Annotated in this window: 25 protein-coding genes; 22 read left to right on the top strand and 3 right to left on the bottom strand. The window is 61.1% G+C overall.

Annotated features, from left to right (window positions below):
• From DN611_RS08350 to DN611_RS08245, 22 genes are all read left to right on the top strand, one after another.
• Positions 1-624: a ribonuclease HII gene (locus DN611_RS08350; RefSeq protein WP_083491062.1), complete on the top strand. Its 624-nt coding sequence runs from the start codon at positions 1-3 to the stop codon at positions 622-624.
• On the top strand, positions 621-980 hold the full coding sequence (locus DN611_RS08345) for a YraN family protein (protein WP_021751249.1): 360 nt from the start codon (positions 621-623) through the stop codon (positions 978-980). The genes DN611_RS08350 and DN611_RS08345 overlap by 4 nt, the downstream gene beginning before the upstream one ends.
• Before the next feature lie 25 nt (positions 981-1005).
• On the top strand, positions 1006-2493 hold the full coding sequence (gene thrC / locus DN611_RS08340; RefSeq protein ID WP_119311080.1) for a threonine synthase: 1488 nt from the start codon (positions 1006-1008) through the stop codon (positions 2491-2493).
• Between the two features lie 104 nt (positions 2494-2597).
• A complete protein-coding gene (locus DN611_RS08335; RefSeq protein ID WP_021751247.1) occupies positions 2598-2942 on the top strand; it encodes a hypothetical protein in 345 nt (114 codons plus the stop codon).
• 32 nt (positions 2943-2974) lie between these two features.
• Complete coding sequence (locus DN611_RS08330; RefSeq protein WP_021751246.1) at positions 2975-3202, top strand: hypothetical protein; 228 nt, start codon at positions 2975-2977, stop codon at positions 3200-3202.
• A 38-nt stretch (positions 3203-3240) separates the two neighbouring features.
• Positions 3241-3927, top strand: a complete 687-nt coding sequence (locus DN611_RS08325; protein ID WP_119311079.1) for a metallophosphoesterase — start codon at positions 3241-3243, stop codon at positions 3925-3927.
• A 90-nt stretch (positions 3928-4017) separates the two neighbouring features.
• Entirely contained in the window at positions 4018-5490 is a 1473-nt protein-coding gene (tig, locus tag DN611_RS08320; protein ID WP_119311078.1) for a trigger factor, read from the top strand.
• Between the two features lie 266 nt (positions 5491-5756).
• Positions 5757-6341: an ATP-dependent Clp protease proteolytic subunit gene (locus DN611_RS08315; RefSeq protein WP_119311077.1), complete on the top strand. Its 585-nt coding sequence runs from the start codon at positions 5757-5759 to the stop codon at positions 6339-6341.
• Between the two features lie 29 nt (positions 6342-6370).
• Entirely contained in the window at positions 6371-7693 is a 1323-nt protein-coding gene (gene clpX / locus DN611_RS08310) for an ATP-dependent Clp protease ATP-binding subunit ClpX (protein WP_119311076.1), read from the top strand.
• A gap of 70 nt (positions 7694-7763) precedes the next feature.
• Positions 7764-10187 (top strand): endopeptidase La, encoded by a 2424-nt coding sequence (lon, locus tag DN611_RS08305; protein ID WP_119311075.1) that lies wholly within the window; start codon positions 7764-7766, stop codon positions 10185-10187.
• A 12-nt stretch (positions 10188-10199) separates the two neighbouring features.
• Positions 10200-10796, top strand: a complete 597-nt coding sequence (gene yihA / locus DN611_RS08300; protein ID WP_021751239.1) for a ribosome biogenesis GTP-binding protein YihA/YsxC — start codon at positions 10200-10202, stop codon at positions 10794-10796.
• Positions 10797-10945: 149 nt separating this feature from the next.
• Positions 10946-11662 carry a UMP kinase gene (gene pyrH, locus DN611_RS08295; protein ID WP_021751238.1) on the top strand — a complete coding sequence of 239 codons (717 nt, stop codon included), beginning with the start codon at positions 10946-10948 and terminating at the stop codon, positions 11660-11662.
• A 60-nt stretch (positions 11663-11722) separates the two neighbouring features.
• Positions 11723-12280: a ribosome recycling factor gene (gene frr / locus DN611_RS08290; protein WP_021751237.1), complete on the top strand. Its 558-nt coding sequence runs from the start codon at positions 11723-11725 to the stop codon at positions 12278-12280.
• A 434-nt stretch (positions 12281-12714) separates the two neighbouring features.
• Positions 12715-13002: a hypothetical protein gene (locus DN611_RS08285; RefSeq protein ID WP_119311074.1), complete on the top strand. Its 288-nt coding sequence runs from the start codon at positions 12715-12717 to the stop codon at positions 13000-13002.
• 43 nt (positions 13003-13045) lie between these two features.
• The gene (locus DN611_RS08280; RefSeq protein WP_119311073.1) at positions 13046-13363 is read left to right on the top strand and encodes a hypothetical protein; all 318 of its coding nucleotides are present in this window, start codon (positions 13046-13048) and stop codon (positions 13361-13363) included.
• A 415-nt stretch (positions 13364-13778) separates the two neighbouring features.
• Complete coding sequence (uppS, locus tag DN611_RS08275; RefSeq protein ID WP_119311072.1) at positions 13779-14525, top strand: polyprenyl diphosphate synthase; 747 nt, start codon at positions 13779-13781, stop codon at positions 14523-14525.
• 33 nt (positions 14526-14558) lie between these two features.
• The gene (locus DN611_RS08270) at positions 14559-15443 is read left to right on the top strand and encodes a phosphatidate cytidylyltransferase (RefSeq protein WP_025543988.1); all 885 of its coding nucleotides are present in this window, start codon (positions 14559-14561) and stop codon (positions 15441-15443) included.
• 57 nt (positions 15444-15500) lie between these two features.
• Positions 15501-16646: a 1-deoxy-D-xylulose-5-phosphate reductoisomerase gene (locus DN611_RS08265; RefSeq protein WP_021751230.1), complete on the top strand. Its 1146-nt coding sequence runs from the start codon at positions 15501-15503 to the stop codon at positions 16644-16646.
• Positions 16647-16673: 27 nt separating this feature from the next.
• Positions 16674-17744: a M50 family metallopeptidase gene (locus DN611_RS08260; RefSeq protein ID WP_021751229.1), complete on the top strand. Its 1071-nt coding sequence runs from the start codon at positions 16674-16676 to the stop codon at positions 17742-17744.
• A 9-nt stretch (positions 17745-17753) separates the two neighbouring features.
• A complete protein-coding gene (locus tag DN611_RS08255) occupies positions 17754-18272 on the top strand; it encodes a GNAT family N-acetyltransferase (protein WP_021751228.1) in 519 nt (172 codons plus the stop codon).
• The gene (ispG, locus tag DN611_RS08250; protein WP_119311071.1) at positions 18269-19309 is read left to right on the top strand and encodes a flavodoxin-dependent (E)-4-hydroxy-3-methylbut-2-enyl-diphosphate synthase; all 1041 of its coding nucleotides are present in this window, start codon (positions 18269-18271) and stop codon (positions 19307-19309) included. The genes DN611_RS08255 and ispG overlap by 4 nt, the downstream gene beginning before the upstream one ends.
• Before the next feature lie 146 nt (positions 19310-19455).
• Complete coding sequence (locus tag DN611_RS08245) at positions 19456-23466, top strand: PolC-type DNA polymerase III (protein WP_119311070.1); 4011 nt, start codon at positions 19456-19458, stop codon at positions 23464-23466.
• Between the two features lie 95 nt (positions 23467-23561).
• Here the strand turns inward: DN611_RS08245 and DN611_RS08240 are convergent, their stop codons facing one another.
• The 3 genes from DN611_RS08240 to DN611_RS08230 form a co-directional block, all read right to left on the bottom strand.
• On the bottom strand, positions 23562-23960 hold the full coding sequence (locus DN611_RS08240) for a thioesterase family protein (RefSeq protein WP_025543991.1): 399 nt from the start codon (positions 23958-23960) through the stop codon (positions 23562-23564).
• A 117-nt stretch (positions 23961-24077) separates the two neighbouring features.
• Positions 24078-25196: an ABC transporter substrate-binding protein gene (locus DN611_RS08235; RefSeq protein WP_249390886.1), complete on the bottom strand. Its 1119-nt coding sequence runs from the start codon at positions 25194-25196 to the stop codon at positions 24078-24080.
• Positions 25197-25270: 74 nt separating this feature from the next.
• Complete coding sequence (locus tag DN611_RS08230; protein ID WP_051320072.1) at positions 25271-26101, bottom strand: ABC transporter permease; 831 nt, start codon at positions 26099-26101, stop codon at positions 25271-25273.
• Between the last annotated feature and the right edge of the window lie 6 nt (positions 26102-26107).

Raw genomic sequence — 26107 nt, 5'->3', positions numbered from 1 at the left:
ATGGACCTCTGGACCTATGAGCGTGAACAATGGAATAGTGGTCTCACGGCCCTCTGCGGAGTGGACGAGGCAGGAGCCGGGCCCCTGGCGGGGCCGGTGTACGCCGCTGCCGTCATTCTGCCCCGGGAGATCGGTTTTCCTGGCCTCAACGACTCCAAAAAGCTGACGGCGAAGAAGCGGGATGTCCTGTTCGACCAGATCACCGCCACGGCAGAGGCGTACAGCATCGCCTTTGTGACGGCGGAGGAGATCGACAGTTTGGATATCCTCAACGCCCGGATGCTGGCTATGAACCGGGCCATTGAGGGGTTATCCATTCGGCCGGACCTGTGCCTCATTGACGGCAACCGGGACCATGGCAGCAGCGTCTCCATCACGGCGCCCCACATGTGCCTGGTAGGCGGGGACGGGAAGAGTGCCTCCATTGCGGCGGCCTCCATCCTGGCCAAGGTCAGCCGGGACCGGTATGTGACCGGCGTGCTGGACCGGGAGTATCCCCAGTACCAGTTTGCCAAACACAAGGGCTATGGGACAAAGCTCCACTATGAAATGCTGGATCGGTACGGCCCCTGCCCTGCCCACCGGCGTACTTTTCTGAAGAAGTGGGAGGCCCGGCGCACATGAATACCACCAAGGCCCTGGGGGACCGGGGCGAGGCCGCAGCGGCACAGTACCTGCGGAAGAGGGGCTGCCAGTTGCTGGCAAGCCAATGGCGCTGCCGGTACGGAGAGCTGGATCTGGTGGCCCGGGACAGAGACGGCACCATCTGCTTTGTGGAAGTAAAGCTCCGCAGCGGCAGCTTCGCGGGCCTGCCGCGGGAGGCGGTGGACCGGCGGAAGCAGGAACGGCTCCGGGCCGCAGCGGCCTGCTATCTCAGTCAGCACGACCTGGACGCTCCCGCCCGGTTCGATGTGGCGGAGGTTTATACGGATGGGGTTCACCGCCCCCTCCGGCTGGAATATTTGGAAAATGCGTTTTGAAAAACAGTCAGAAGGAGAGAGCGACATGAAGTATTACAGCACACGGGACGCCGCCGTCCGCATGGACGCAGCGGAGGCCATCAAGATGGGCCTGAGCCGGGACGGCGGCCTGCTGACCCCCTGCGGGATCCCGCAGATCGACCGGGCTTTTTTGGAGAGCCTGGTGAATGTCCGGTACCAGGAGCGGGCTGCCAAGGTCATGGGCCTGTACCTGACCGACTACACCTATGAGGAGCTGTCCGGATTTGCGGAGAACGCCTACGGCCCTGAGAAGTTCGACTGTGACGCCGTGGCCCCTGTCCGCACGGTGGACGAGACCACCCACTGCCTGGAGCTGTGGCACGGCCCCACCAGCGCCTTCAAGGACATGGCCCTGCAGATGCTGCCCCAGCTGCTCTCCGCCGCCCTCCGCAAGACCGGAGAGTCCAAGACGGTATGCATCCTGGTGGCTACTTCCGGCGACACCGGCAAGGCTGCGATGGAGGGCTTTGCCGACGTGCCGCAGACGAAGATCCTGGTATTCTACCCCAAGGACGGCGTGTCCAAGGTCCAGGAGACCCAGATGGTCACTCAGGACGGCGCCAATGTGGGCGTCTGCGCCGTGGAGGGCAACTTCGACGACGCCCAGGCCGGTGTAAAGCGCATTTTCTCCGATGAGGCCATCCGGGCCACCCTGGCGGACCGGGGTTACTTCCTGTCCTCCGCCAACTCCATCAACTGGGGCCGCATCCTGCCCCAGGTGGTCTACTATATCTCCGCCTACTGCGACCTGGTCCGGGACGGGAAGCTCAGCATGGGCGACAAGGTGAACTTCTGTGTGCCCACCGGCAACTTCGGCGACATCCTGGCGGCCTACTACGCAAAGCGCATGGGACTGCCGGTTGGGAAGCTGATCTGCGCCTCCAACTGCAACGATGTGCTGACGGACTTCCTCCGCACCGGCGTGTACGACAAGAACCGTCCGTTCCATACCACCATGAGTCCCTCTATGGACATTCTGGTGTCCAGCAACCTGGAGCGGCTGCTGTTCGACCTCTCCGGCGAAAACGATGCGGAGGTGAAGGGCTACATGGATGCCCTCGCCAAGACCGGCAAGTACGAAGTGTCCGACGCCATCAAGGCGGCTCTGGCGGACCAGTTCTGGGGCGGCTTCTGCGGCGAGGCGGGCACCTCCGCTGCCATCGCCAAGTATTACAAGGAGAACGGGTATCTGATCGATACCCACACCGCCGTGGCCGCCAGCGTCATGGAACAGTACCGCAAGGCCACCGGCGACAAGACGGTGACGGTGTTCGTCTCCACCGCCTCCCCCTACAAGTTCTGCGACCACGTGCTGCGGGCCATCGGGGAGACCCCGGCGGGCGACGGCGTGGAGCTGCTGGACCAGCTGCATGAAACCACCGGCACGGCGATTCCCCGGCGCCTGGCGGCCCTGAAGGGCAAGGCCCGGCGGTTCGACCTCACCTGTGAGAAGCCCGGTATGGACAGCGTGGTGCTGGAGTTTTTGAAGTAAATCGCGCTGCAACAAAGCAACGCGGGAAACGGCTTAATGCGGCAGACTGTAAATCTGTTGCCTTTGGATTTTGGAAACCCGAAAGAGGGCAGGGAGGCTATTGCGTGAAGCCTTTGAGCCGGGCATTTGCCCGATTGGTGCTGCTGTTCTTTGCTTTGGGAATTTTCTTCCTGGCTGTCAACGAGCTGATTCCCTACCGGACCCTGGGAGACCGGTACCGGGTGATGGACACGGCCTATTGGATCAAAAACACCCTGCGGATCACAGGAATCGTGCTGCTGGTCAACGGAGGCATCCAGTGGGTCCGAAACCTCCGCTGCCCATACTGCGGCCGTGGGTATGCCATGCCATGGTGGCGGAAGGGGGAAAAGCACTTCTGTGACAGGTGCGGCAGGGAAATTGTCTTTGATGACCCGGAGGACCCAACCGAAAAACGCAAAGGGGAGTAGAGCACCATAGCACAGGAGCGGCGCTGTCCCTATTGCGGCGGCGAATTGGCGCCGGGCGGATCCGGGGCGAAGGCTACAAAGGGTCCCTCTGGCTCCCGGAGGGCAGCAAGCTGCCCGGCATTCTGCTGACCAAGACAGGCGTCCGGAAGGTGGGCGGACGCGTTTGGGGAAAGGTCAGCAGCGTGAAAATCGAGATGGACACAGATCAAGATAGATCAACAGAGTTCCGGGGAGTTGGAGCCGCCGAAGAGGACGGCTGACTCCGCCTCACGGGACACAGAGAAAGGAGGGGTGCCGCATGGCCCTCTACGCCATCGGGGACCTGCACCTCTCCCTGACAGCGGACAAGCCTATGGAGGTGTTCGGCCCCGCCTGGGAGAATTACACGGAGCGCATCGGCGATGCTTTGAGCCGGCTGACCGCCGGCGATGTGCTGGTCCTGGCGGGGGACACCTCCTGGGGCATCGACCTGAATGAGGCGGAGGCGGACTTCCGCTTTCTGGACCAGTTCCCCTGCAAAAAGTATCTGGTGAAGGGGAACCACGACTACTGGTGGTCCACGGTGTCCAAAATGAAGAACTTCTTCACGGAGAAGGGCCTTACCACCCTGGACTTTCTCCATAACAACTGCGCCCTGTATGGAGGCTACGCCCTGTGCGGGACCCGGGGATGGTTCTTTGAGGAGGACCAGAAGCCCCACAACGCCAAGGTCCTCAACCGGGAGGTGGGAAGACTGGAGACTTCCCTGAAGGCGGCGGAGGGACGGTCCATCTTCTGCTTCCTTCACTATCCGCCGCTGTATCAGGGCTACGAGTGCCCGGAGATCCTGCGGCTGCTCTCGGCCTACCCCGTGGAGCGGTGCTGCTACGGCCACCTCCACGGCTACGCCATCAAACGGCGGCTGGAGGGCGGGTGGAATGGGACGGACTTCTCCCTGATCTCCGCCGACTATCTGGGATTTGTTCCAAAAAAAATTTGTGAATAACGGAAAAAAGTATAGCATTTTCAGGTTTTGTATGGTAAAATACCATTTCGCACCGGCTTATGACCGGCGATGAACGGAGGAATAAACAAGATGAGTGTGAAAAGCTGCGAAAAGATCGAAAAGAGCCAGGTCGTTCTGACCATCGAGGTCGGTGCACCGGAGTTTGAAGCTGCCATCGAAAAGGCATATCAGAAGATGCGCAAGAAGATCAACGTGCCGGGCTTCCGCCCTGGCAAGGCCCCCCGGAAGATCATCGAGGGGATGTACGGCGCAGAGGTGTTTTTCGAAGAGGCAATCAATATCGCGTTCCCCGAGGCCTATGAGGCTGCCGTGAAGGAGCAGGAGCTCCAGGTGGTGGGCTATCCCTCTGTGGAGATCGAGGGCCAGGTGACCCGCGACGGCTTCACCTTCAAGGCCACCGCCCCTGTGTATCCCGAAGTGACCCTGGGCCAGTACAAGGGACTGTCCGCCCCCAAGGAGGAGGTCAAGGTCTCCGCTGCGGATGTGGACGAGCGCCTGAAGGCTCTGACCGACCGCAACACCCGTCTGGTGAGCGTGGACCGGGAGGCCAAGGAGGGCGACACGGTCGTCATCGACTTCGAGGGCTTCCTGGAGGGCAAGCCTTTTGAGGGCGGCAAGGGCGAGAATTTCAGCCTGGAGCTGGGTTCCCACACCTTTGTGCCCGGCTTTGAGGAGCAGCTTGTCGGCGTGAAGGCCGGCGATGAGAAGGACCTGGACATCACCTTCCCGGAGGACTATCACAAGGACCTGGCCGGCAAGGCAGTGGTGTTCAAGGTGAAGGTCCATGAGGTGAAGGAGAAGGAGATCCCCGCCCTGGACGATGAGTTCGCCAAGGACGTCAGCGAGTTCGACACTCTGAAGGACCTGAAGGCTGATCTGAAGAAGAAGATCACCGCCGAGCGGGAGGAGACCGTGAAGCGCGCCTTCGAGGACGCCCTGATGGAGCAGGTGGCTGAGAACATCACCGCCGATGTGCCCGACGCCATGGTGGAGGCCCAGTCCCGCCAGTTCCTGGACAACTTCAAGATGCAGCTGGCCCAGCAGGGTCTCCAGTACGACCAGTACATGAAGGCCACCGGCATGGATGAGGCCCAGCTGCTGGCCGACGCCAAGGAGCCCGCTCTCAAGCAGGTCCGCATGGATCTGGCCATGGCCGCCATCATCAAGGAGGAGAACATCGACGCCACCGATGAAGAGGTGGAGGCCGAGTTCCAGCGGATGGCCGACCAGTACGGCATGGATCTGGAGACCGTGAAGAAGTATCTCCAGGCTGAGCAGGTAAAGGACCAGCTGAAGAGCCAGAAGGCCATCGCCGTGGTGGTGGACAGCGCCACCGCCGTGAAGGCGGAGAAGAAGCCCGCCAAGAAGACTGCCAAGAAGGCAGAGGACGCCGAGGGTGAGGAGGCCGCTGAGGAAAAGCCTGCCAAGAAGACCACCCGCAAGAAGGCGGACGAGGACGGCGAGGAGAAGAAGCCTGCCAAGAAGGCCACCAAGAAGGCTGCGGCAAAAAAAGAAGAGGAGACGCCTGCTGAATCCAAATAATTCCGGGTATACTAGGAATTGACGGCCCCGGCGGAGCGGTGTGTTTTTCCGCCGGCGGAAGGCGCTCTACATCGATTTGACAGATTCCCGCATGGCGTCTATATTAAGATAGGCGTGTGCGTTGGCAGAGGCGCGGCGGCCCGCAGGCGGGCCGGGCGCTTTTGCCTTACCTGCCCCACCGGGGCGGGGAAGACGCATCGGGTTTGGGAGGAACAGATCTGTCATCTGTGCCGGTCCCCGGTGCGGAAATCAAGGAGGTTTTACCAATGAGCTTAGTCCCTTATGTAGTCGAGCAGACCAATCGCGGCGAACGGTCCTATGATATCTTCTCCCGTCTGCTGAACGACCGGATCGTCTTTCTGGGGGAAGAGGTCAACGCCACCACCGCCAGCCTTGTGGTTGCCCAGCTGCTGTATCTGGAGGCCCAAGACCCCGACAAGGACATCCAGCTGTATATCAACAGCCCCGGCGGCTCCGTCACTGACGGCATGGCCATCTACGACACCATGCAGTACGTGAAGTGCGACGTATCCACCATCTGCATCGGCATGGCCGCCAGCATGGGCGCGTTTCTGCTGTCCTCCGGCGCCAAGGGCAAGCGCATTGCTCTGCCCAACGCGGAGATCATGATCCATCAGCCCTCCGCCGGTACCAAGGGCAAGGTGACAGACATGGAGATCGACGTGGAGCACTTCCTGCGGATCAAGAAGAACTTGAATGAGATCCTGGCGAACAACACCGGCAAGACGGCAGGGGAGATCAAGGCGGCCTCGGAGCGGGACCACTGGATGACAGCCCAGGAGGCTTTGGACTTCGGCCTCATCGACAAGATCATCACCAGCAAGAAATAAGCACCAAATTCCAAAACTGAGGTAATACCATGAGTGACGAGAGCAAGAAGGGCCTGCGGTGCTCCTTCTGCGGCAAGCATGAGAGCCAGGTCCACCGGATGATCCAGGGACCCGGTGTGCGCATCTGTGATGAGTGCGTCCAGCTGTGCATGAGCATTTTGAACGATGGGTTTGAGGACACCTCTTCCAGCGCGCTGGAGGACCTGCCTGATCAGCTGCCCACGCCCCGCGAGATCAAGGACGTGCTGGACCAGTACGTCATCGGCCAGGACGAGGCCAAGGTGGCCCTGTCCGTGGCGGTGTACAACCACTACAAACGGATCTACTTCGGCGGGGACGAGGATGTGGAGCTGCAGAAGAGCAACATCCTGCTGCTGGGGCCCACCGGTTCCGGCAAGACGCTGTTCGCCCAGACGCTGGCCCGGATTCTGAAGGTGCCCTTCGCCATTGCGGACGCCACCACCTTGACGGAGGCCGGCTATGTGGGCGACGATGTGGAGAATATCCTGCTGCGGCTGCTCCAGGCCGCGGACTTCGACGTGGAGCGGGCGGAGCACGGCATCATCTATGTGGATGAGATCGACAAGATCGCCCGGAAGAGCGAGAACACCTCCATCACCCGGGACGTATCCGGCGAGGGTGTCCAACAGGCTCTGCTGAAGATCGTGGAGGGGACCGTTGCCAACGTGCCGCCCCAGGGAGGCCGGAAGCATCCCCACCAGGAGTTCATCCAGGTGAACACGAAGAATATTCTCTTCATCTGCGGCGGTGCCTTCGACGGGCTGGAGAAGATTATCGAGCGGCGGCTGGACCAGAAGTCCATCGGCTTCGGCGCCAACGTCCAGGGAAAGAAGGACAAGGACATCAGCAAGATCCTGCACGAGGTCCAGCCCCACGACCTGCTGAAATTCGGCATCATCCCGGAGTTGGTGGGCCGCCTGCCGGTGATCGCGTCTTTGAATGCGTTGAAGCGGGAGGATCTGGTCCGCATCCTGACGGAGCCCAAGAACGCCCTGGTGAAGCAGTACAAGAAGCTGATGGAGTACGACGAGGTGGAGCTGGAGTTCCAGCCGGAGGCCCTGGAGGCCATCGCCGACAAGGCCATCGAGCGGAACATCGGCGCCCGGGGCCTGCGGGCCGTCATGGAGGGTATCCTGACTCCCATGATGTACGACATCCCTTCCGACCCCGCTGTGGTGAAAGCAGTCATCACAAAGGACTGTGTGGAGGGCAGGAGCGGTCCCGAGCTGACCCACGACCCCAAGAAGATCAACTATTCTGTGAAATTGAACACCGGCAAGGGAGAGGGCAGGCCGGCTTCCGGCTCCTCGACCCCCGCGTCGGCGTCTTAATGAAGAGAGGGAGGGACGCTGCCGCGCCCCTCTCTCCTGTTTTACCATCCCCTCAGAAAGGAACAAGCACATGGAACTGACCACTTGGAATCTGCCCGTTCTGGCCCTCCGGGGCCTGACGGTGTTTCCACACATGACACTGACCTTTGACGTGGAGCGGCCGATCTCCATCGCGGCCCTGGAGCGGGCCATGGAGGCCGATCAGGACATCTTCCTGGTGACCCAGCGGGAGATCGGGGTGAACGCGCCGGAGGAAAAGGACCTGTACACCATTGGCACGGTCTCCCACATCACGCAGATCCTGCGGCTGGGCCAGTCCTCTGTCCGAGTGATGGTGGAGGGGCGGCAGCGGGCCCACCTGCGCCGCCTGTGGCAGACGGAGCCCTTCCTCCAGGCCAATGTGGAGGCCATCCCGGAGGAGCCGTCCTCTGAGGCCATGCGGAAGAGCCCCCGGACGGAGGCCCTGCTCCGCCAGACCTACGCCCTGTTCGGCGAGTATGCCGAGCAGGCCAGCGGTGTGCCGGAGGAGGTGGTGGCCACGGTGATGGACAGCCGGGACCCCGGCTTCCTGGCGGACTATATTGCCCAGAACATCGCCCTGCGCTACACCGACAAGCAGGAGATCCTGGAGGAATTCTCCCCCTTCGCCCGGCTGCGGAAGCTCAACGGTTTCCTGGTGCGGGAGAACAACGTGCTGGGCTTTGAGCACGAAATGGAGAGCAAGGTCCGGGACCAGCTGGTCCGCACCCAGCGGGACCAGATCCTCCGCACCCAGATCCGGGTCCTCCAGAACGAGCTGGGGGAGACCGATGACGGCGACGAGGACGAGATTGAATCCTACCGCCAGGAGATCCTGGCCCTGGAGCTGCCGGAGGAGACGGAGCAGCACCTGCTGAAGGAAGTGAACAAGCTGGCCAAGCAGCCCTTCGGCTCCGCCGAGGGTGCGGTGATCCGCAACTATCTGGACGTGTGTCTGGAGATGCCGTGGAACACCACCACAAAGGAGCGGGTCAGTGTGGACGCCGCCCGCAGGGTGCTGGAAAAGGACCACTTCGGCCTGGAAAAGGTGAAGGAGCGGATTCTGGAGACCATCGCCGTCCGGCAGATGAATCCGGACGTCAAGGGGCAGATCCTCTGCCTGGTGGGCCCGCCCGGCGTGGGCAAGACCTCCATTGCCATCAGCGTGGCCAAGGCGCTGAACCGGAAGCTGGCCCGCCTGAGCCTGGGCGGCGTTCGGGACGAGGCGGACATCCGGGGACATCGGAAGACCTACATAGGCTCCATGCCCGGCCGGATCATCGAGGCCATCAGCCGCAGCGGGTCTATGAATCCCCTTCTGCTGCTGGACGAGATCGACAAGTTGGGCAACGACTACCGGGGCGACCCGGCCTCCGCACTGTTGGAGGTGTTGGACAGCGAGCAGAACAGCACCTTCCGGGACCATTTCCTGGAGATCCCGGTGGACCTGTCCAAGATCATGTTCATCACCACCGCCAACACCACAGACACCATTCCCCGGCCCCTGCTGGACCGGATGGAGGTGATCCAGCTCTCCAGCTACACGGATGAGGAGAAGCTGCAGATCGCCAAGCGCCACTTGTTCCCCAAGCAGCTGGCAGAGCACGGACTGAAGAAGAGCGCTGTCCGCATCAGCGACGACGTGTACCGGGCCGTCATCCGGGACTACACCCGGGAATCCGGTGTGCGCCTGCTGGAGCGGCGGCTGGCTGCCATCTGCCGGAAGGCGGATATGCGCCTGCTGGAGGGCACTGTCAAGCGGATTACCGTGACAGAGGAGGAGCTCCCCAAGTTCCTGGACTGCCAGCCCTATCCCCCTGATCTCCACACGGACCGGGAGGAGATCGGCGTGGTGAACGGCCTGGCCTGGACTGAGGCGGGCGGCGAGATCCTGGAGGTGGAGGTCAACGTCATGGACGGCTCCGGCAAGCTGGAGCTCACCGGCAACCTGGGAGACGTGATGAAGGAGTCTGCTCAAGCGGCTCTCAGCTGCCTGCGGAGCCGGGCGGCGGTGCTGGGGATTCCAGCGGACTTTTACAAGACGAAGGACATCCACGTCCACTTCCCAGAGGGCGCAGTGCCCAAGGACGGCCCCTCCGCCGGCATCGCCGTCACCACTGCCATGCTCTCGGCCCTGACGGACCGGAAGATCAAGGCGGGCATTGCCATGACCGGCGAAGTCACGCTGCGGGGCCGGGTGCTGCCCATCGGCGGATTGAAGGAGAAGACCATGGCCGCCCTCCGCAGCGGCATCACCACGGTGCTGATTCCCAAGGACAACGTCCGGGATCTGGAGGAGATCGACCAGACCGTCCGGGCTGCCCTGCGGTTCGTGCCGGTGGAAACGGTGGACCAGGTGTTCGCCGCCGCTCTGTGCCCAGAGCGGGATCCCATCCGGGAAGAGGTGGCGGACCATGTGGCGGCCTTTGCCCCGGCGGGGCGTGAGAGCGGCCGTGACGCCGCCGTGCGGCAGTAAAGGAGTGTTTGTATGGCTTTGAATTTTGCCAAGGCGGAGTTTGTCCGCTCTGCCGGACGGCGGGAGGATTTCATTCGGGACGGTCTGCCCCAGTTCGCATTTGCAGGCCGGTCCAATGTGGGAAAGAGTTCTGTCATCAACCGGCTGGTGGGACGGAAGAACCTTGCCTATGTGGGCGCCTCCCCCGGCAAGACCACTCAGGTGAACTACTTCCTCATTGACCGCCGGGCCTATCTGGTGGATCTGCCGGGGTACGGCTATGCCAGGGTCTCCCAGGCGGAGAAGGAGCGGTGGGCGAAGCTGATGGAGAGCTACTTCCAGGAGGAGGCGGACCGGATCACCACCGGCGTGCTGATCGTGGACATCCGCCACAAGCCCACGGCCAACGATCTTGTGATGCACGACTGGTTCCGCCAGACGGGCTGTCCGGAGATCGTGGTGGCCAACAAGCTGGATAAGCTGAAAAAGAGCCAGGTGGAGCCGGCCCTTCAACTGGTCCGGGAGACGCTGGAGCTGACGGAGGCGGATATTCTGCTCCCCTTTTCCGCGGAGAAGGGAATGGGGAAAGAGGACCTGATCCGCCTGCTGGTCCAGACCTGCGGGGGATAATGCGGAAAGAGAGGACCACGGTCCTCTCTTCTTCCTGTCCGCAGGACCTGCTTTTTTGGAAAAACTTTGTCTACCCCCTATGCAAAAGCGGAAAAATACGCTAAAATATCAATGATATTTTGTGAGCAGAACAGACGGAGGTTTTCATCATGGCGAAGCCTGTGTATAAACGGGTCCTGCTGAAGATCAGCGGCGAGGCCCTGGCCGGTGACAAGCATACCGGCCTGGATTTTGAGGTGATTGGTCAGGTCTGCGATGTCATCAAGGAGTGTCTGGACATGGGCGTCCAGGTAGGTCTGGTGGTGGGCGGCGGCAACTTCTGGCGCGGTGCGAAAAACAGCGGCGGCGCCATGGAGCGCACCCGGGCCGACCACATGGGAATGCTGGCCACGGTGATGAACTGCCTGGCTGTGGCGGACGTGTGTGAGCAGAAGGGGATTCCCGTCCGGGTGCAGACCGCCATTGAGATGCGGGCTGTGGCGGAGCCCTACATCCGTTCCCGGGCCATTCGGCACCTGGAGAAGGGCCGGGTGGTGATCTTCGGCGCAGGCACCGGCAATCCCTACTTCTCCACGGACACTGCGGCGGTGCTGCGGGCGGCGGAGATCGACGCCGACGTGATTTTGCTGGCCAAGAACGTGGACGGCGTCTACACGGCCGACCCGGTAAAGGACCCCACTGCGGTGAAGTACGACGTCATCACTTATGACGATGTGCTGGCCCAGCACCTGGCGGTGATGGACTCCACCGCCACGTCCCTGTCCATGGACAACCACATTCCGGTGCTGCTGTTTGCCCTGAAGGACCCGCGGAACATCATCCGGGCCCTGTGCGGTGAGAACGTGGGCACCATCGTCAAGGAATGAGAGCACGCATGCGCGACAGCGCCTCCCCATACACTCAACTGTGAAAGGAAGGACCTATTTATGCTGAAGGAAGATTACAAGATTTATGAGGGCAAGATGAAGAAGAGCATCGACTCCGTGGCCGCGGACTTTGCCTCCGTGCGGGCGGGCCGGGCCAATGCCTCCGTGCTGGACCGGATCATGGTGGACTACTACGGCAGCCCCACCCCCATCCAGCAGATTGCGGCCATCTCTTCCCCCGACGCCCGGACACTGCTGATTTCCCCCTGGGACAAGACGGCGGTGAAGAGCATTGAAAAGGCCATCCAGAACTCCGATCTGGGTATCAACCCCCAGAACGACGGCGCCAGCATCCGGCTGAGCTTCCCCCAGCTGACGGAGGAGCGCCGCAAGGAACTGGTGAAGCAGATTCACAAGTACGCGGAGAACGGCAAGGTGGCCATCCGCAACATCCGCCGGGACGCCATGGAGGCGTTCAAGAAGAAGGAGAAAGCCTCCGAGATCACGGAGGACGATCTGAAGCAGGCGGAGAAGGATCTCCAGAAGCTGACGGACGACAGCTGCAAGGAGCTGGATGCGCTGCTGGCCAAAAAGGAAAAGGAACTGATGGCGGTGTAAAAGCCGCCGGGGCCTCCGGCGGGAGCACGGCTGCCCGCCGGGGGCATTGCACATTTTGTAAGGTGCTGTCACCCTTTCAGGGTCTGTGAGGTGACCTGCGGTCACTCGGGGCCGCCGCCCGGCGGCCGGGGGGATTCTGCTCCCGCCGGAGCCGCTTCCACGGGGGGCCGGTAAAAGAGAAAAAACGCTTCAGAACCGTTCCGGTGCAGCGGCTCTCCGCGCTGACAGGCGCCGGTGTATCAGTGCAAGCGCCGATTTGGGCTGGCCTTTGGGCACACCATGGCTTTCTGCGATTCCCCGACTGCCGTCCTGTGGCGGATGGTGCAGATCTCATCGGGGTGGTCGTCGTATTGGCGTCCTCCTCTGTTCACTGCTGTTGGACCGGCAGCTGCGGAAGTGGAATCTGGGGGTTATTGACTGAAGGAGAGGGGACTATGAAACTGGAACAGAAATGGTATTCGGCAGCCAGGGGAACACTGTTTGCAGCGGTTTTGCTTTTGTGTCTGGCGGGCGGGATCCGGGGCGGACTGGGGTTGGTATTCCTGGCCATGGGAGTTGCTGCGGCAATCGCCTTTAGGGGGATTGAACTGCGCCATCTCCGCTGTCCCAACTGTGGGCGCTTCATCCTGCCCTGGTTTTCCATGGAGGAGACCCAATACTGCCGCGCCTGCGGCTTCCACTTTCCTTGGAAGTTCGACCGCTGGTGGGAAAAGGGGAACTAAGCAGCCGACACATTTCTCCCGATACAAAAAGGAGGAGGTACAAATGTCGTTTGAAGCAGAAGTGATTCCCCTGTTCATCGGAGGTGTGATCGCGGTCAGCGCGATAGAGTTTTTCCTGGGCTGGCGGAGTCTGCGGCATCGGAAGGATCTCCGGGGGCTGTTTGCCGGGCACGTGGTTGCCATGCTGCTGGGATTTTTCTTCTTGATTCGCAGTCTGTTTGCCAACTGGCTGGGGCTCTCTCTGGGTATTGCCTCCATTTCCAACTCTGTGAATATAGGCCTTTTCGGCCTCTGCTGGGCTGTCAGCGCCCTCTGCGTGGCAGTGATGCTTTCCCGCTTGGCGGCTGTACCAAGATATTAATCATCCCGGTGTGCGGTTCTGGCTATCCAGTAAATACCTGTGTTTCTTGCCACAACGCTCGGCCAGTGCGCAGCAGCTGCGCAGTTTTTGGCGGTTCTGCCGCCTTACAGACGCGGCGTACCGCTTGCGGGTAAAGCGGAACGGGCGGAAAGAGCAGCTGGTCAAATGCGGTTTTGCACCCCCGATTTTCATCGGTCTCCCGTAAATACACAGGCACCGTCTCACACCGGCTCCGCTGTATTTTGCACAGTGGGGAGAGGAGGGGCGCAGTTTTGCCGCAGGCGGAAACTGCGTTTAGCGGACTTTGCGATGACGACAATGGGGGAGAGAATGGGCCAGCCATCATCATGGCTGCATTTCCCGTCCAATGGGACAGATCCCCCCAACAATCCATTTTGAAATGAGAGAATTTATCATGCCAGAGAGTATCAACGGTGCGGTGGACCAGCCCTTGGTCCCGCCCCGCCACATTGCGATCATCATGGACGGCAACGGCCGCTGGGCCACGAAGCGGGGCCTGCCCCGCACCGCTGGCCACAAGGCAGGAGCGGAGACGTTCCGCCGCATCGCTACCTACTGCAAGAACATCGGCGTAAAGTACCTGACGGTGTACGCCTTTTCCACGGAAAACTGGAAGCGGTCAGAGGTGGAGGTCTCTGCCATCATGGCCCTGCTGAAGCGGTATCTGCTGGAGGCAGTGGACACCATGGAGAAGGACCACATCCGGCTCCACTTCTTCGGGGACATGACCCCTATCGCCCCGGATCTGCGGGCCCTGGCCCGGGAGACGGACGAGATCACGGAGCACCTGTCCAAGGACGATTTCCAGGCCAATGTGTGCCTGAATTACGGCGGGCGAGACGAGATTCTGCGAGCAGCCCGGCGTTTTGCCACCGACTGCGCCGCCGGAAAGAGGCGGCCGGAGGAGTTGGATGATGCCCTGTTCTCCAGCTATCTGGACTCTGCGGGAATCCCGGACCCGGAGCTTATCATCCGGCCCAGCGGAGAGCAGCGGTTGAGCAACTTCCTGCTGTGGCAGTGCGCCTATTCGGAGTTCTATTACACGGATACCCTGTGGCCGGACTTCGACGAAGCGGAGCTAGACCGGGCCATTGCAGCCTACCAACAGAGAGACCGCCGGTTCGGCGGCGTAAAGAAATAAACCTTTACAGAAATTGAGAAAAGGGCTGATCCTATGTTCAAGCGTGTGATGGTGGCCGTAGTGGGCCTGCCGCTCCTGATACTGATCCTGGGCTGGGCCCCGTCCTGGGCCACCATGCTATTGCTGGCGGCCATGTGCGCCATCGGCGCCTGGGAGCTGATGCGCGCGGCGGCGGGAGAGAGGGGCAAGCCCCTGACCCCCCTGACAGTGATCGCCGCGGCGGCGGTGCCGGTGTGCGTGTACGGGGAAATGTCCATTGAGAACACGGAGCTGACTGCCCTGCCGGTGCTGCCCTTCGCCGCCCTGTTGGGCGCGGTGTTCATCTTTGCGATCTTTGCCCTGGCTATCCACCGGTATGACGAGGAGCAGGGCATCCCCTTTGCCGCTGTCACCTGCGCTATCTTCGCCGGGCTGGCGTTCCCCTTGATGTTCTCCTGTCTGCTGCGGCTTCGGATGATGCCCGCCATCGGGATGCTGCAGGTGTTTCTGCCCTTGGCCATCTCCTTTGGCAGCGACACCTTCGCGCTCTTTGCCGGAATGCTGTGCGGCAAGCACAAGCTGGCCCCCAAGGTCAGCCCCAAAAAGACTGTGGAAGGAGCCATAGGCGGTCTGCTGGGTGGTGTCATCGGCATGACGGTTTTTAAGCTAGTCGCGGACAGCATGGCACACACCCTGACTGTTTATCCGCCAATCGAGATGGCAGCTGGTCCGCAGATCTCCTGGGGGGCAGTCTTTGCACTGGGTATTATCGGCAGCACCATCAGCCAGATCGGCGACCTGAGTTTCTCCGTCATCAAGCGGGAGTTCGGCGTCAAGGATTATGGCAACCTGCTGCCGGGCCATGGCGGCATCCTGGACCGGTTTGACTCTGTTACCTTCGTGGCGCCCTTCGTGTGGCTGGCCTTACAGCTGCTCTGAACGGGTGATTTGGGAAGATTTAGGATTGTTTTCAGCTGTTTAGAATAGGATAATGCTATGAGCAAGACGATTTCAATTTTAGGTGCCACCGGTTCTATCGGCCGCCAGACATTGGACGTGGCGGAGCAGCTGGGACTGCGTGTGGCCGCCCTTACCGCCCACATGGATGTGGAGCGGCTGGAGGCGCAGGTCCGAAAATTCCGGCCCCGGCTGGCGGTCCTCACCGATGAGGCGGCGGCCCGTGACCTGGCGGTACGCCTGGCCGACATGGACACCAAGGTTTTGGGAGGCCCGGAGGCCCTGCTGGAGGCCGCTGTCTGCCCGGAGGCGGATACGGTCGTCACCGCCGTGGTGGGTATGGTGGGACTGCGTCCCACCCTGGCCGCCATCCGGGAGAGAAAGCGCATCGCCCTGGCCAACAAGGAGACGTTGGTCTGCGCCGGACAGCTGGTGATGGATGCGGCGGATACGCACGGCGCCGAGATCGTGCCTGTGGACTCGGAGCACTCGGCCATCTTCCAGTGCCTTCAGGGCTGCGCCGACCGCCGGGAGATCCGGCGGCTGATCCTGACCTGTTCCGGCGGGCCTTTTTACGGCATGACCTATGAAGAAGTGGGCAAAATGACCAAAGCGGATGCCCTCCGCCACCCCAACTGGACCATGGGACCCAAGATCACCGTAGACTGCGCCACGCTGATGAACAAGGGGCTGGAGGTCATCGAGGCCATGCGCCTCTACCGTCTGCCGCTGGACCAGGTGTCGGTGGTGATCCACCGGCAGAGCATCGTCCACTCCCTGGTGGAGTACCGGGACGGGGCGGTCCTGGCCCAGCTGGGCACACCGGATATGCGCCTGCCCATTCGATATGCCATGACATACCCCGAACGGGTGGAAAGTCCGGCGGAGCCGCTGGACCTGCTGTCCTGCCCGCCCCTGACCTTCGCCCAGCCGGACCGGGATGCATTTCCATGTCTGCAGCTGGCAGAGGCGGCGGCGGCTCAGGGCGGCACCGCCTGCGCTGTTTTGAACGGCGCCAATGAGGAGGCGGTGGGCCTGTTCCTGGCGGGCAGGATCGGCTTCCACGACATTCCCCGCCTGGTGGCGGAGGCCCGGGCAGCTGTGCCGGCGGAGCAGGAACCGGCGCTGGAGGACATTCTGGCGGCGGACCAGGCGGCGCGGCAGGCGGTGCTGGACCGGGCTTGAAGCAAGTTTTTTGACGGGAGTTTTTGCATGACCATTGTGTATATCCTGGCGGCCATTCTGATTTTCGGCGTACTGATCGCCGTCCACGAGCTGGGCCACTTCCTGGCCGCCAAGCTCTGCGGCGTGCGGGTCAACGAGTTTTCCATCGGCATGGGGCCTCTGATCTGGCACAAGGAGACGGAGGAGACCCAGTATTCCCTCCGGTTGCTGCCCATCGGCGGCTTCTGCGCTATGGAGGGGGAGGATGAGGACTCTGGCGACGAGCGGTCTCTGGGCCGTCAGGGCTTCTGGAAAAAGGTGGTGATTTTTGCCGCCGGCTCCTTTATGAATTTCCTGGCGGGGTTCCTCATCATTCTGGCGGTGTATAGCGGTGCCCAGGGATTTCTGATCCCGGCGGCCGCCGGGACCGCGCCGGAGTTTGAGGAGCGGAACGGCCAGACTATCCAGGCCGGAGATATTTTTTATTCCGTCAATGGGGAGCGGGTGTACCTGTACAGTGACGTGTCCCTGCTGATGAGCCTGCACCAGGGCCAGCCCATGGATTTGGTGGTCCTGCGGGACGGCGAGAAGGTGGAGCTGAACGACGTCACATGGGGCACCTACACCGGCACAGAGGGGGAGACCTATCAGGGCTACGGCGTCTATATCGCAAGAGACCAGATTGAGGAGGCCAATCTCTGGACGATCCTGAAGACCAGCTGGCTGAACACCATCGACTTTGTGCGGATCGTGCGGCTGAGCCTGCAGATGCTGGTGACCGGTCAGGCGGGCATGGACGATCTCAGCGGCCCGGTGGGCATCGTCTCCACTATCACCCAGGTGGGCACCGCGTCAGAGACCATTGCCGCCGCGGTGGAGAACATCCTCTACTTCGGCGCCATGCTGGCGGTGAACCTGGCAGTGATGAACATGCTGCCCATCCCGGCTCTGGACGGCGGCAAGATCTTCTTCCTCATCATTGATGAGATCGCCATGAAGCTGTTCCGAAAGAAGATCCCGGAGAAGTATGAGATGGCGGTGAACACCGTGGGCTTTGTGGCCCTGATGGGCTTCATGCTGGTGGTGACATTCAATGATGTGTTCAAACTGTTCGGATAGGAGCGAGTCATGACGGACTTTACCCTGCGGCCCTGGCGGGAGGCAGATGCTGCCTCCATCGCCCGGTACGCGGACAATGCAAAGATCGCCGCCAACCTGCGGGACGTGTTTCCCTGCCCCTATGCCCCACAGGATGCGGCCACGTTTGTGGAGAGCTGCATCCGGCAGGAGGGCCGGGGTCAGATGTGCCGGGCCATTGAGGTGGACGGCGAAGCTGCGGGCAGCATCGGCCTGTTCCTGGGCAGCGATGTATACCGGAGGAGCGCAGAGCTGGGCTACTGGCTGGGAGAGCCCTTCTGGGGCCGCGGGATCATGACCGCCGCTGTGGAAACCATGTGCCGGGAGGGCTTTGCAGCCTGGGACATCGTCCGCATCCACGCTGAGGCATTTGCCAGGAATGCGGCCTCCCGCCGGGTGTTGGAGAAGGCGGGGTTCGCCCTGGAGGGCACTCTGCGGCGGAGCGTGTACAAAAACGGGGAGATGCTGGATTCCTGCATTTACGCCCTGGTGAGGGAGGAAGCGCCATGACAAAGCGTTTGATGGTGGGGGATGTGGCCGTGGGCGGCGGTGCCCCAGTGTCTATTCAATCCATGTGCAATACCAAGACCGACGATGTCCGCGCCACTGTGGAGCAGATCCACGCGCTGGAGGCCGCCGGATGCGAGATCATCCGCATTGCCATTCCGGATCAGGCCGCGGCAGAGGCGGTGGACCGGATCAAGGAACAGATTTCTATCCCCCTGATCGCGGATATCCACTTCAACTACAAGTATGCCTTGGCGTGCGCAGAGCGGGGCATCGACGCCATCCGCATCAATCCCGGCAACATTGGCGGGGAGGAGAAGGTGAAGGCGGTGGCGGACATCTGCCGCCAAAAATCCATCCCCATCCGCATTGGGGTCAACGGCGGATCTCTGGAAAAGGACCTGCGGGCCAAATACGGCGGCGTCACGGCAGAGGCATTGGTGGAGAGCGCCATGGGCCACGTGGCCCTTTTGAACAAGTTCGATTTTGATGACATCTGCATCTCCGTCAAGTGTTCCGATGTGCCCCTGACCATGGCGGCCTACCGGCTGCTCAGCGAGCGGACAGACTACCCTTTGCATCTGGGCGTGACAGAGGCGGGCACCCCTTCCATGGGGCTTGTGAAATCCGCCATGGGAATTGGGGGCCTGCTGTGCCTGGGGATCGGAGATACCATCCGGGTGACGCTGACCGCCGACCCGATCGAGGAGATTTTCGCTGCCAAGAAGATTCTGAAGGCCGCCGGACTCCGTAAGGAGGGCGTGAATCTGATCGCCTGCCCCACCTGTGGTCGCACCCGCATCGACCTGATCCCCATGGCGGAAGAGGTGGAGCGGGGCCTCATGAACTGCACGAAGAACATCACCGTAGCGGTGATGGGCTGTGCCGTCAACGGCCCCGGCGAGGCAGCGGCGGCAGATATCGGCATCGCTGGCGGCAAGGGTGAGGGACTGATTTTCCGCAAAGGAGAAATCCTTTACAAAGTACCGCAGGAGCAGCTGGTGGACAAGCTGATGGAGGAAATTGAAAAACTCCCATGAGGAATGAGAAGTTAGGAATTCGGAATTGTTGTGTTCCGCCTCTGGTGGGACAATGCTCATACGTCCGGCGTTGCCGGACGCCGGAATTCCTCATTCCTAATTTCTGATTTCTCAGCATTTGATTCCTGTTTAACAAGGTGGCGTCTATGTCAAGAGATATACCCTTTTTTGAAATGTTTACTGAGCTGCAGCTCTCCGGAGAGCTGCGGCTTCGTTTGGCCGGCGCAGTGGTGAACGGCGCTTGCATCGACCAGGCCGGCATGTCGCTGGCGCTGCGCCTCACCACCAGGGCGGAGCTGGGAGATGCGGAGCTGGAGGAGCTGAAGCATCTGCTGATGGGCGTATACGGCTTCCGACAGGTGACGACGGAAGTCACCTGCAAGGCTCCTTCTTCCCAGGCCGCAGCCGCAGGGAGCCGCCCGGCTGCTTCGGTCCCGGCGGCCCCCTCCGGCAGTAAGGGCGAGAAGCAGGCCGCAGGCAAGGTCCTGATGGGCAAGCCCATTCGCATCCAGCCGGTGCCCATGAAGATCCTGGACCTGAAGATGGGGAATGCCACCGTGGCGGGGAAGGTGTTCGCCTTCGAGTGCCGGGAGACCCGGCGGCCCGGTATGTGGCGGCTGAGCTTCGACATGACGGACTATACCAACTCCGTCACCGTTCAGAAGAACCTGACGGAGAAGGAGGCTCAGGGACTGGAGAGCGCCATCAAGCCCGGCATGTGGCTGTGCGTCCAGGGCAAGATGGAGCCCACCTGGGACGGGAAGGACATCCAGCTGAACCCCTACCACATCCAGCTGGCGGAGCACACTGAGCGGCAGGATACCGCCCCGGAGAAGCGTGTGGAGCTGCACCTCCACACGAAGATGAGCAATATGGATGCCCTGACGGACACGAAAGAGGTGGTCCAACAGGCTATCCGGTGGGGACATCCCGCCATCGCCATCACGGACCACGGCGTGGCCCAGTCCTTCCCGGACGCTTGGCACGCCGCTGGGGACAAGATCAAGATCCTCTATGGCGTGGAGGGCTACTTTGTCAACAACATCGATGACCGGGTGGTGGTCCACGGCCCTCAGGACTGCTCCCTGGACGGGGAGTTCGTGTGCTTCGACATCGAGACCACGGGCCTCAAGGTGGACCGGGAGGCCATTACGGAGATCGGCGCCGTGGTGCTGAAAAACGGTGAGATTACGGATCGGTTCCAGACCTTCGTCAACCCCAACCGGCGGCTGACGCCGGAGATCATCGGCCTCACCGGCATCACCGATGACATGCTGAAGGACGCCCCTCAACTGAAGGAGGCCCTGGCGGAATTTTTGAAGTTCGTGGACGGCCGCCCCCTGGCGGCCCACAACGCAGAGTTTGACATCGGCTTCATCCGGGCGGGCTGCCGGAAGGTGGGGCTGGACTTCCAGCCCACCTATGTGGACTCCCTGATTCTGGCACAGAACCTGCTGCCGGATCTGGGAAAGTACAAGCTGGACATCGTGGCGGACCGGCTGGAGCTGCCCAACTTCAACCACCACCGGGCCAGCGACGACGCCGCCACCGTGGGCTATATGCTGATCCCCTTCTGGAAGATGCTCCACGAGCGGGGCATCCACACCCTCCAGGCGGTAAACCGCGAGATGGAGAAGCTGCGGCCCCTGGGCAGCAAGACCAACCGCTTCCCCAAGCACATCATTCTGATCGCCCGGAACAAGGTGGGGCTGAAAAACCTGTACCAGATGATCTCCGCCTCCAATCTGAAGTATTTCAAGCGGGTGCCCACCATCCCCAAGAGTCTGCTGCTGGAGCACCGGGAGGGCATCATTGTGGGTTCCGCCTGTGAGGCGGGCGAGCTGTTCCGGGCCGTGGCGGACCACAAGGACTGGGAAGAGCTGAAACGCATCGCCTCTTTCTACGACTATCTGGAGATCCAGCCCCTGTGCAACAACGCCTTCATGTTGCGAAACGGCGACGTCCAGTCGGAGGAGGAGCTGCGGGAGTTCAACCGCACCATCGTCCGGCTGGGAGAGGAGTTGGGCAAGCCTGTCTGCGCCACCGGCGACGTCCACTTCCGGGAGCCGGAGGACGAGGTGTACCGCCACATCCTGCTGGCCTCCAAGAAGTTCCCGGACGCCAACGCCCCGCTGCCCATCTACTTCAAGACCACCGATGAGATGCTGGAGGAGTTCGCTTACCTGGGGAAGGAGAAGGCCTATGAGGTGGTGGTGACCAATACCCAGGCCATCGCCGACCAGGTGGAGACTTTCCCCTTGCTGCCGGAGGAGCTGTTCCCGCCCCGGCTGGAGAACTCCGAGGAGGAGCTGAATTCCCTGGTGTGGAACAAGGTCCATGAGCTGTACGGCGAGGACCCGCCCAAGCTGATTGTGGACCGGCTGAACGTGGAGCTGGGCGGCATTCTGGGCAAGTACGACGTGGTGTACATGTCCGCCCAGAAGCTGGTGCAGCGGTCCCTGGAAAACGGCTACCTGGTGGGCTCCCGAGGCTCCGTAGGCTCGTCCCTGGTGGCCTATATGTCCGGGATCACAGAGGTGAACAGCCTTCCGCCCCACTACCGCTGCCCGAATTGCAAGCATGCGGAGTTCATTCAGGACGGCTCCTACGGCTGCGGCGCGGACATGCCGGACAAGATCTGCCCGGTGTGCGGCACAGAATACATCAAAGACGGCTTCGACATCCCCTTTGAAACCTTCCTGGGCTTCGGCGGCGGCAAGGTGCCGGATATCGACCTGAACTTCTCCGGTGAGTATCAGGCCCGGGCCCACCGCCACGCCATCGAGATGTTCGGAGAGACCCAGGTGTTCCGGGCCGGTACCATCGGTACACTGGCGGAGAAGACCGCTTACGGCTTCGTGAAAAAATACCTGGAGGAGAACGGCATGACTGTGGGCCGGGCAGAGGAGAATCGCCTGACCCTGGGCTGCGTGGGCACCCGCCGGACCACCGGTCAGCACCCCGGCGGCCTGGTGGTCGTTCCCGACGATATGGACATGGAGGACTTCTGCCCGGTCCAGCACCCGGCGGACGCCGACGACTCCGACACCATCACCACTCATTTTGAATACCACTCTATGGAGGCAAACCTCCTGAAGCTGGACATGCTGGGACACGATGACCCCACCATGGTCCGCATGATGGAGGATCTGACCGGTGTCAACGCCCGCCAGATTCCCCTGGATGACCCGGACACCATGTCCATCTTCACCTCCAGCAAAGTGCTGGGATACGAGAACGACGAGATTCTGGGCCCCACCGGCGCCGTGGCGATCCCGGAGTTCAACACCCGATTCACCCGGCAGATGCTGGTGGATACCCAGCCCAAGGACTTCAACACGTTGGTACGGCTCTCCGGCTTCTCCCACGGGACAGACGTGTGGCTGGGCAACGCCCGGGAGCTGATCGTCAGCGGCACCGCCTCCGTTCTGGAGACGGTGGGCTGCCGGGACGATATCATGCTGTACCTGATCTCCAAGGGCCTGGACCCCAAGATGAGCTTCAAGATCATGGAGAAGGTCCGCAAGGGCAAGGTGAAGAAGGGCGGCTTTGACGAGGGCTGGGTGGAGGCCATGCGGGACCACGACGTGCCGGAGTGGTACATCGACTCCCTGGCCAAGATCGGCTACCTGTTCCCCAAGGCCCACGCGGTGGCCTACGTGATGATGGCCTTCCGCATCGCCTGGTTCAAGGTCCATGAGCCCCTGGCATTCTATGCAACCTTTTTCTCCGTCCGGGCCAAGGCCTTTGATGCGGAGTACTGCTGTGCCGGAAAGGATGCGGTGAAGCGGAAGATCCGGGAGATCGAGAACAACAAGGACGCCACGGCGGTGGAGCAGAACCTGCTGACCACCCTGGAGGTGTGCTATGAGTTCTACCTGCGGGGCTTCCACTTCGACACGATCAACATTTATGAGTCCGATGCCACCAAGTTCAAAGTGACGGAGAACGGTCTGCTGCCGCCCTTCACAACGGTCCACGGCCTGGGAGAGGCGGCGGCCATCGACACAGTGGAGAAGCGGAATGGGAAGGAGTTCGTCTCCGTTGAGGAGTTCGCCATGTGCTGCAACAAGCTGTCCAAGACCCATATTGAGCAGCTGAAGGCGCTGGGAGCCTTCGCCGGGATGGCGGAGACCAGCCAGCTGACGCTGTTTTGATCCCCGTGGGAGCGATTTCCCCACGGCACCGCGATAGCAGAAGAAAAGGGAGGACCCATTCCGGGTCCTCCCTTGTTTTGTCCATGTGGAAAGAATTACTTCTTCTCCAGCTTGGCATTGCATTTTGCCAGAAATTTTTCGTTCTTGACGATGGCCCGGGTGTGGGTGCCGCTGCCGATGGGGCCGCTCTCATCCCAGGCTTTCACAGCGAAGTCCACCATTTTGCCGTTTTCCGAAACGGCGGTGATCTCTGCCTCCGCCCACACCTTCATGCCGATGGGAGTGGGAGCGTCGTGGGAGATGTCCAGATGGGTGCCCACACTGCCCTGGCCCTCCTCCAGAAAGCTCTGCAGACAGGTCATGGCGGCATTTTCCATCAGGGCGGACATATAGGGCGTGCCGAACACCGGCAGGGCACCGGAACCCACGTTAGCGGCGGTAAGGGCGTCCGTAACAGTTTGCTCCAGGCGGCATTTTGTTCCAATCAAAATCATGAGAGGATTCCTCCTTGGTAAAATATCTTCCGCCTTTCCAGTGTACAGGAAAGCAGTGGAATGCGCAAGGGAAAAAGAAGCGGCACCGGGTAGTGTTCCGGTGCCGCATTTTACAGCTCAGATACCGAGTTGCGTCCAGAGGTCGTTATAGAGGGTGCGCGTCTCAGCAGGGAGGACCAAGTAGGCCTCACACCGGTCCAGCACCTCCTGGGAGGGGGCCATGATCTCATAGAGAGCGGGATCCAGGGGCTCTCCGTAGGTCTCCTCATAGTAGGCAGGATAGGTCTCCAGCGCCTCAGCGTTGGGAGAGGCGTACCAGATATAGTCCATATTCCGCAGGTTTGCCTCAGTGGAGGCCATAAAGTTGATCCAGGCCTCCGCCTCCTCCTTGTGCTGGGAGGTTTTGAGAACGCACATGGCGTCCACGAACCAGTTGCTGCCCTCCTCGGGCACTACATAGGCGAGATCTTCGTTGTTTTCCAGCATGCTCAGATAGTCACCGGCATAGTAGGTGGCAATGGCGGCGTTGCCGCCCTCCATCTTCTGAAACACCTCGTCCATGACCTTTCCCTGATACACCCCGTTCTTTACGGCGTCGGCGATGAGCTGGTAAGCCTCCTGAATCTCCGCTTCGTCAGTGGTATTCACAGAGTACCCCAGGTACAACAGGGCGATGCCCAGAGCATCCCGGGAGTTGTTGATAAGCAGCACGTTCCCGGCGTACTGGGGATCGAACATGGCGCTCCAGCTGGTAATGGGCTCCTGCACCTTGGCGGTGTTGGAGATGATGCCCAGAGTGCCCCAGGTGTAGGGCACGGTGTACTTGTTCTCCGGATCGTAGGACAGATTCTTGAAGCGGTCGTCGATCTTCTCAAAATTGGGGATGTTATCATAATTGAGCTCGGCCAGCATATCCTCTTCGATCAGCTGGGAGATCATGTAGTCGGAGGGGACGATGACGTCATAGTCCACGCCGCCCATGCTCAGCTGGGAATAGAGGACCTCGTTGCTCTCTGCGGTCTGGTAGTTGACTTTGATGCCGGTCTCTTCTTCAAATTGGTCGATCAGGGACTCGTCGATATATTCACCCCAGCTGCACACGTTGACCACACGGTCCCCGCTGCCGCTGCCGTTACTGCTGCCGGAATTTTCCGAGTCAGAGGTGTCCTTGCGCACGGAGCATCCGGACAGGAACAGGCTCGCCGCCATCAGTAAGGCGAGAGTCAAGGCTACCATTTTTTTCAATTGATCATTCCTCCAGTGTTGATTTGAATGCGTATCTCAAGACCCGCAGGCCGTGGGACCGATAGTCATGCGCGGGCTCGCTCCCGCAGGCGCTCCTGCCGGGATTCCCGGACATTGATGATGATGAGCAGCAGCAGCACAGCGCCGAAGAGCAGCGTGGAAATGGCATTGATCTCCGGGCTGACCCGCTTTTTCGTCATGGAATAGATGGTCATGGCCAAAGTGGACACGCCGGAACCGGCGGTGAAGTAACTGATGATGAAATCGTCGATGCTCATGGTGAAGGCGATCAGTGCGCCGGAGATGATGCCGGGCTTGATCTCCGGGATAATGACCTTCCAGAAGGCCTGCATCCAGGTGCAGCCCAGGTCTTGGGCCGCGTCCACTAGGTTTTTGTCCATCTGGCGCAGCTTGGGCATCACTGTCAGGATAACGTGGGGGATGTTGAAGGTCACATGGGCCAGCAGCAGTGTACCGAAGCCAAGATAGATGTTCTCCTCCATCCAGAAGGTATCCTGCGCCTGGTTGAACCAGACGGCAAAGGCCTTCCACAGGCCGAAAAAGGCCACGAACAACAGACACATGGAGACGCCGGTGACGATCTCCGCATTCATGACGGGAATGTTGTTCACCGTCATCAGGGGCGTGCGCCACCGCCGCCGCATACTGGCCAGGCCAATGGCTGCAAAGGTGCCCGCCACAGTGGCAATCAGCGTGGAAAGCACGGATACCAGCAGCGTGGTATAGACACTCTGCATAATGAGGCGGTTCTGGAACAGCTCCGCATACCAGTGCAGGGAGAAGCCCTTCCACACCGCGCTGCTGTTGCCGGCATTGAAGGAGAAGATGATGAGAATGAAAATCGGCGCATACAGGAATACGAATACCAACGCCATGAAGAT

This window comes from Oscillibacter sp. PEA192, assembly GCF_003574015.1.
In the GTDB taxonomy this organism is placed as follows: Bacteria; Bacillota; Clostridia; order Oscillospirales; family Oscillospiraceae; genus Oscillibacter; species Oscillibacter welbionis.
Note: the sequence above shows the minus strand (reverse complement) of the source record. Positions and strands in the feature narration are given on the sequence as shown.

What these genes read in the sequence shown, in the direction of transcription:
- DN611_RS08350 (WP_083491062.1), top strand. Translation starts at nt 1, where the DNA reads ATGGACCTCTGGACCTATGAGCGTGAACAATGGAATAGTGGTCTCACG.
- DN611_RS08345 (WP_021751249.1), top strand. Translation starts at nt 621, where the DNA reads ATGAATACCACCAAGGCCCTGGGGGACCGGGGCGAGGCCGCAGCGGCA.
- thrC (WP_119311080.1), top strand. Translation starts at nt 1,006, where the DNA reads ATGAAGTATTACAGCACACGGGACGCCGCCGTCCGCATGGACGCAGCG.
- DN611_RS08325 (WP_119311079.1), top strand. Translation starts at nt 3,241, where the DNA reads ATGGCCCTCTACGCCATCGGGGACCTGCACCTCTCCCTGACAGCGGAC.
- tig (WP_119311078.1), top strand. Translation starts at nt 4,018, where the DNA reads ATGAGTGTGAAAAGCTGCGAAAAGATCGAAAAGAGCCAGGTCGTTCTG.
- DN611_RS08315 (WP_119311077.1), top strand. Translation starts at nt 5,757, where the DNA reads ATGAGCTTAGTCCCTTATGTAGTCGAGCAGACCAATCGCGGCGAACGG.
- clpX (WP_119311076.1), top strand. Translation starts at nt 6,371, where the DNA reads ATGAGTGACGAGAGCAAGAAGGGCCTGCGGTGCTCCTTCTGCGGCAAG.
- lon (WP_119311075.1), top strand. Translation starts at nt 7,764, where the DNA reads ATGGAACTGACCACTTGGAATCTGCCCGTTCTGGCCCTCCGGGGCCTG.
- yihA (WP_021751239.1), top strand. Translation starts at nt 10,200, where the DNA reads ATGGCTTTGAATTTTGCCAAGGCGGAGTTTGTCCGCTCTGCCGGACGG.
- pyrH (WP_021751238.1), top strand. Translation starts at nt 10,946, where the DNA reads ATGGCGAAGCCTGTGTATAAACGGGTCCTGCTGAAGATCAGCGGCGAG.
- frr (WP_021751237.1), top strand. Translation starts at nt 11,723, where the DNA reads ATGCTGAAGGAAGATTACAAGATTTATGAGGGCAAGATGAAGAAGAGC.
- DN611_RS08285 (WP_119311074.1), top strand. Translation starts at nt 12,715, where the DNA reads ATGAAACTGGAACAGAAATGGTATTCGGCAGCCAGGGGAACACTGTTT.
- DN611_RS08280 (WP_119311073.1), top strand. Translation starts at nt 13,046, where the DNA reads ATGTCGTTTGAAGCAGAAGTGATTCCCCTGTTCATCGGAGGTGTGATC.
- uppS (WP_119311072.1), top strand. Translation starts at nt 13,779, where the DNA reads ATGCCAGAGAGTATCAACGGTGCGGTGGACCAGCCCTTGGTCCCGCCC.
- DN611_RS08270 (WP_025543988.1), top strand. Translation starts at nt 14,559, where the DNA reads ATGTTCAAGCGTGTGATGGTGGCCGTAGTGGGCCTGCCGCTCCTGATA.
- DN611_RS08265 (WP_021751230.1), top strand. Translation starts at nt 15,501, where the DNA reads ATGAGCAAGACGATTTCAATTTTAGGTGCCACCGGTTCTATCGGCCGC.
- DN611_RS08260 (WP_021751229.1), top strand. Translation starts at nt 16,674, where the DNA reads ATGACCATTGTGTATATCCTGGCGGCCATTCTGATTTTCGGCGTACTG.
- DN611_RS08255 (WP_021751228.1), top strand. Translation starts at nt 17,754, where the DNA reads ATGACGGACTTTACCCTGCGGCCCTGGCGGGAGGCAGATGCTGCCTCC.
- ispG (WP_119311071.1), top strand. Translation starts at nt 18,269, where the DNA reads ATGACAAAGCGTTTGATGGTGGGGGATGTGGCCGTGGGCGGCGGTGCC.
- DN611_RS08245 (WP_119311070.1), top strand. Translation starts at nt 19,456, where the DNA reads ATGTCAAGAGATATACCCTTTTTTGAAATGTTTACTGAGCTGCAGCTC.
- DN611_RS08240 (WP_025543991.1), bottom strand. Translation starts at nt 23,960, where the DNA reads ATGATTTTGATTGGAACAAAATGCCGCCTGGAGCAAACTGTTACGGAC.
- DN611_RS08235 (WP_249390886.1), bottom strand. Translation starts at nt 25,196, where the DNA reads ATGGTAGCCTTGACTCTCGCCTTACTGATGGCGGCGAGCCTGTTCCTG.
- DN611_RS08230 (WP_051320072.1), bottom strand. Translation starts at nt 26,101, where the DNA reads ATGGCGTTGGTATTCGTATTCCTGTATGCGCCGATTTTCATTCTCATC.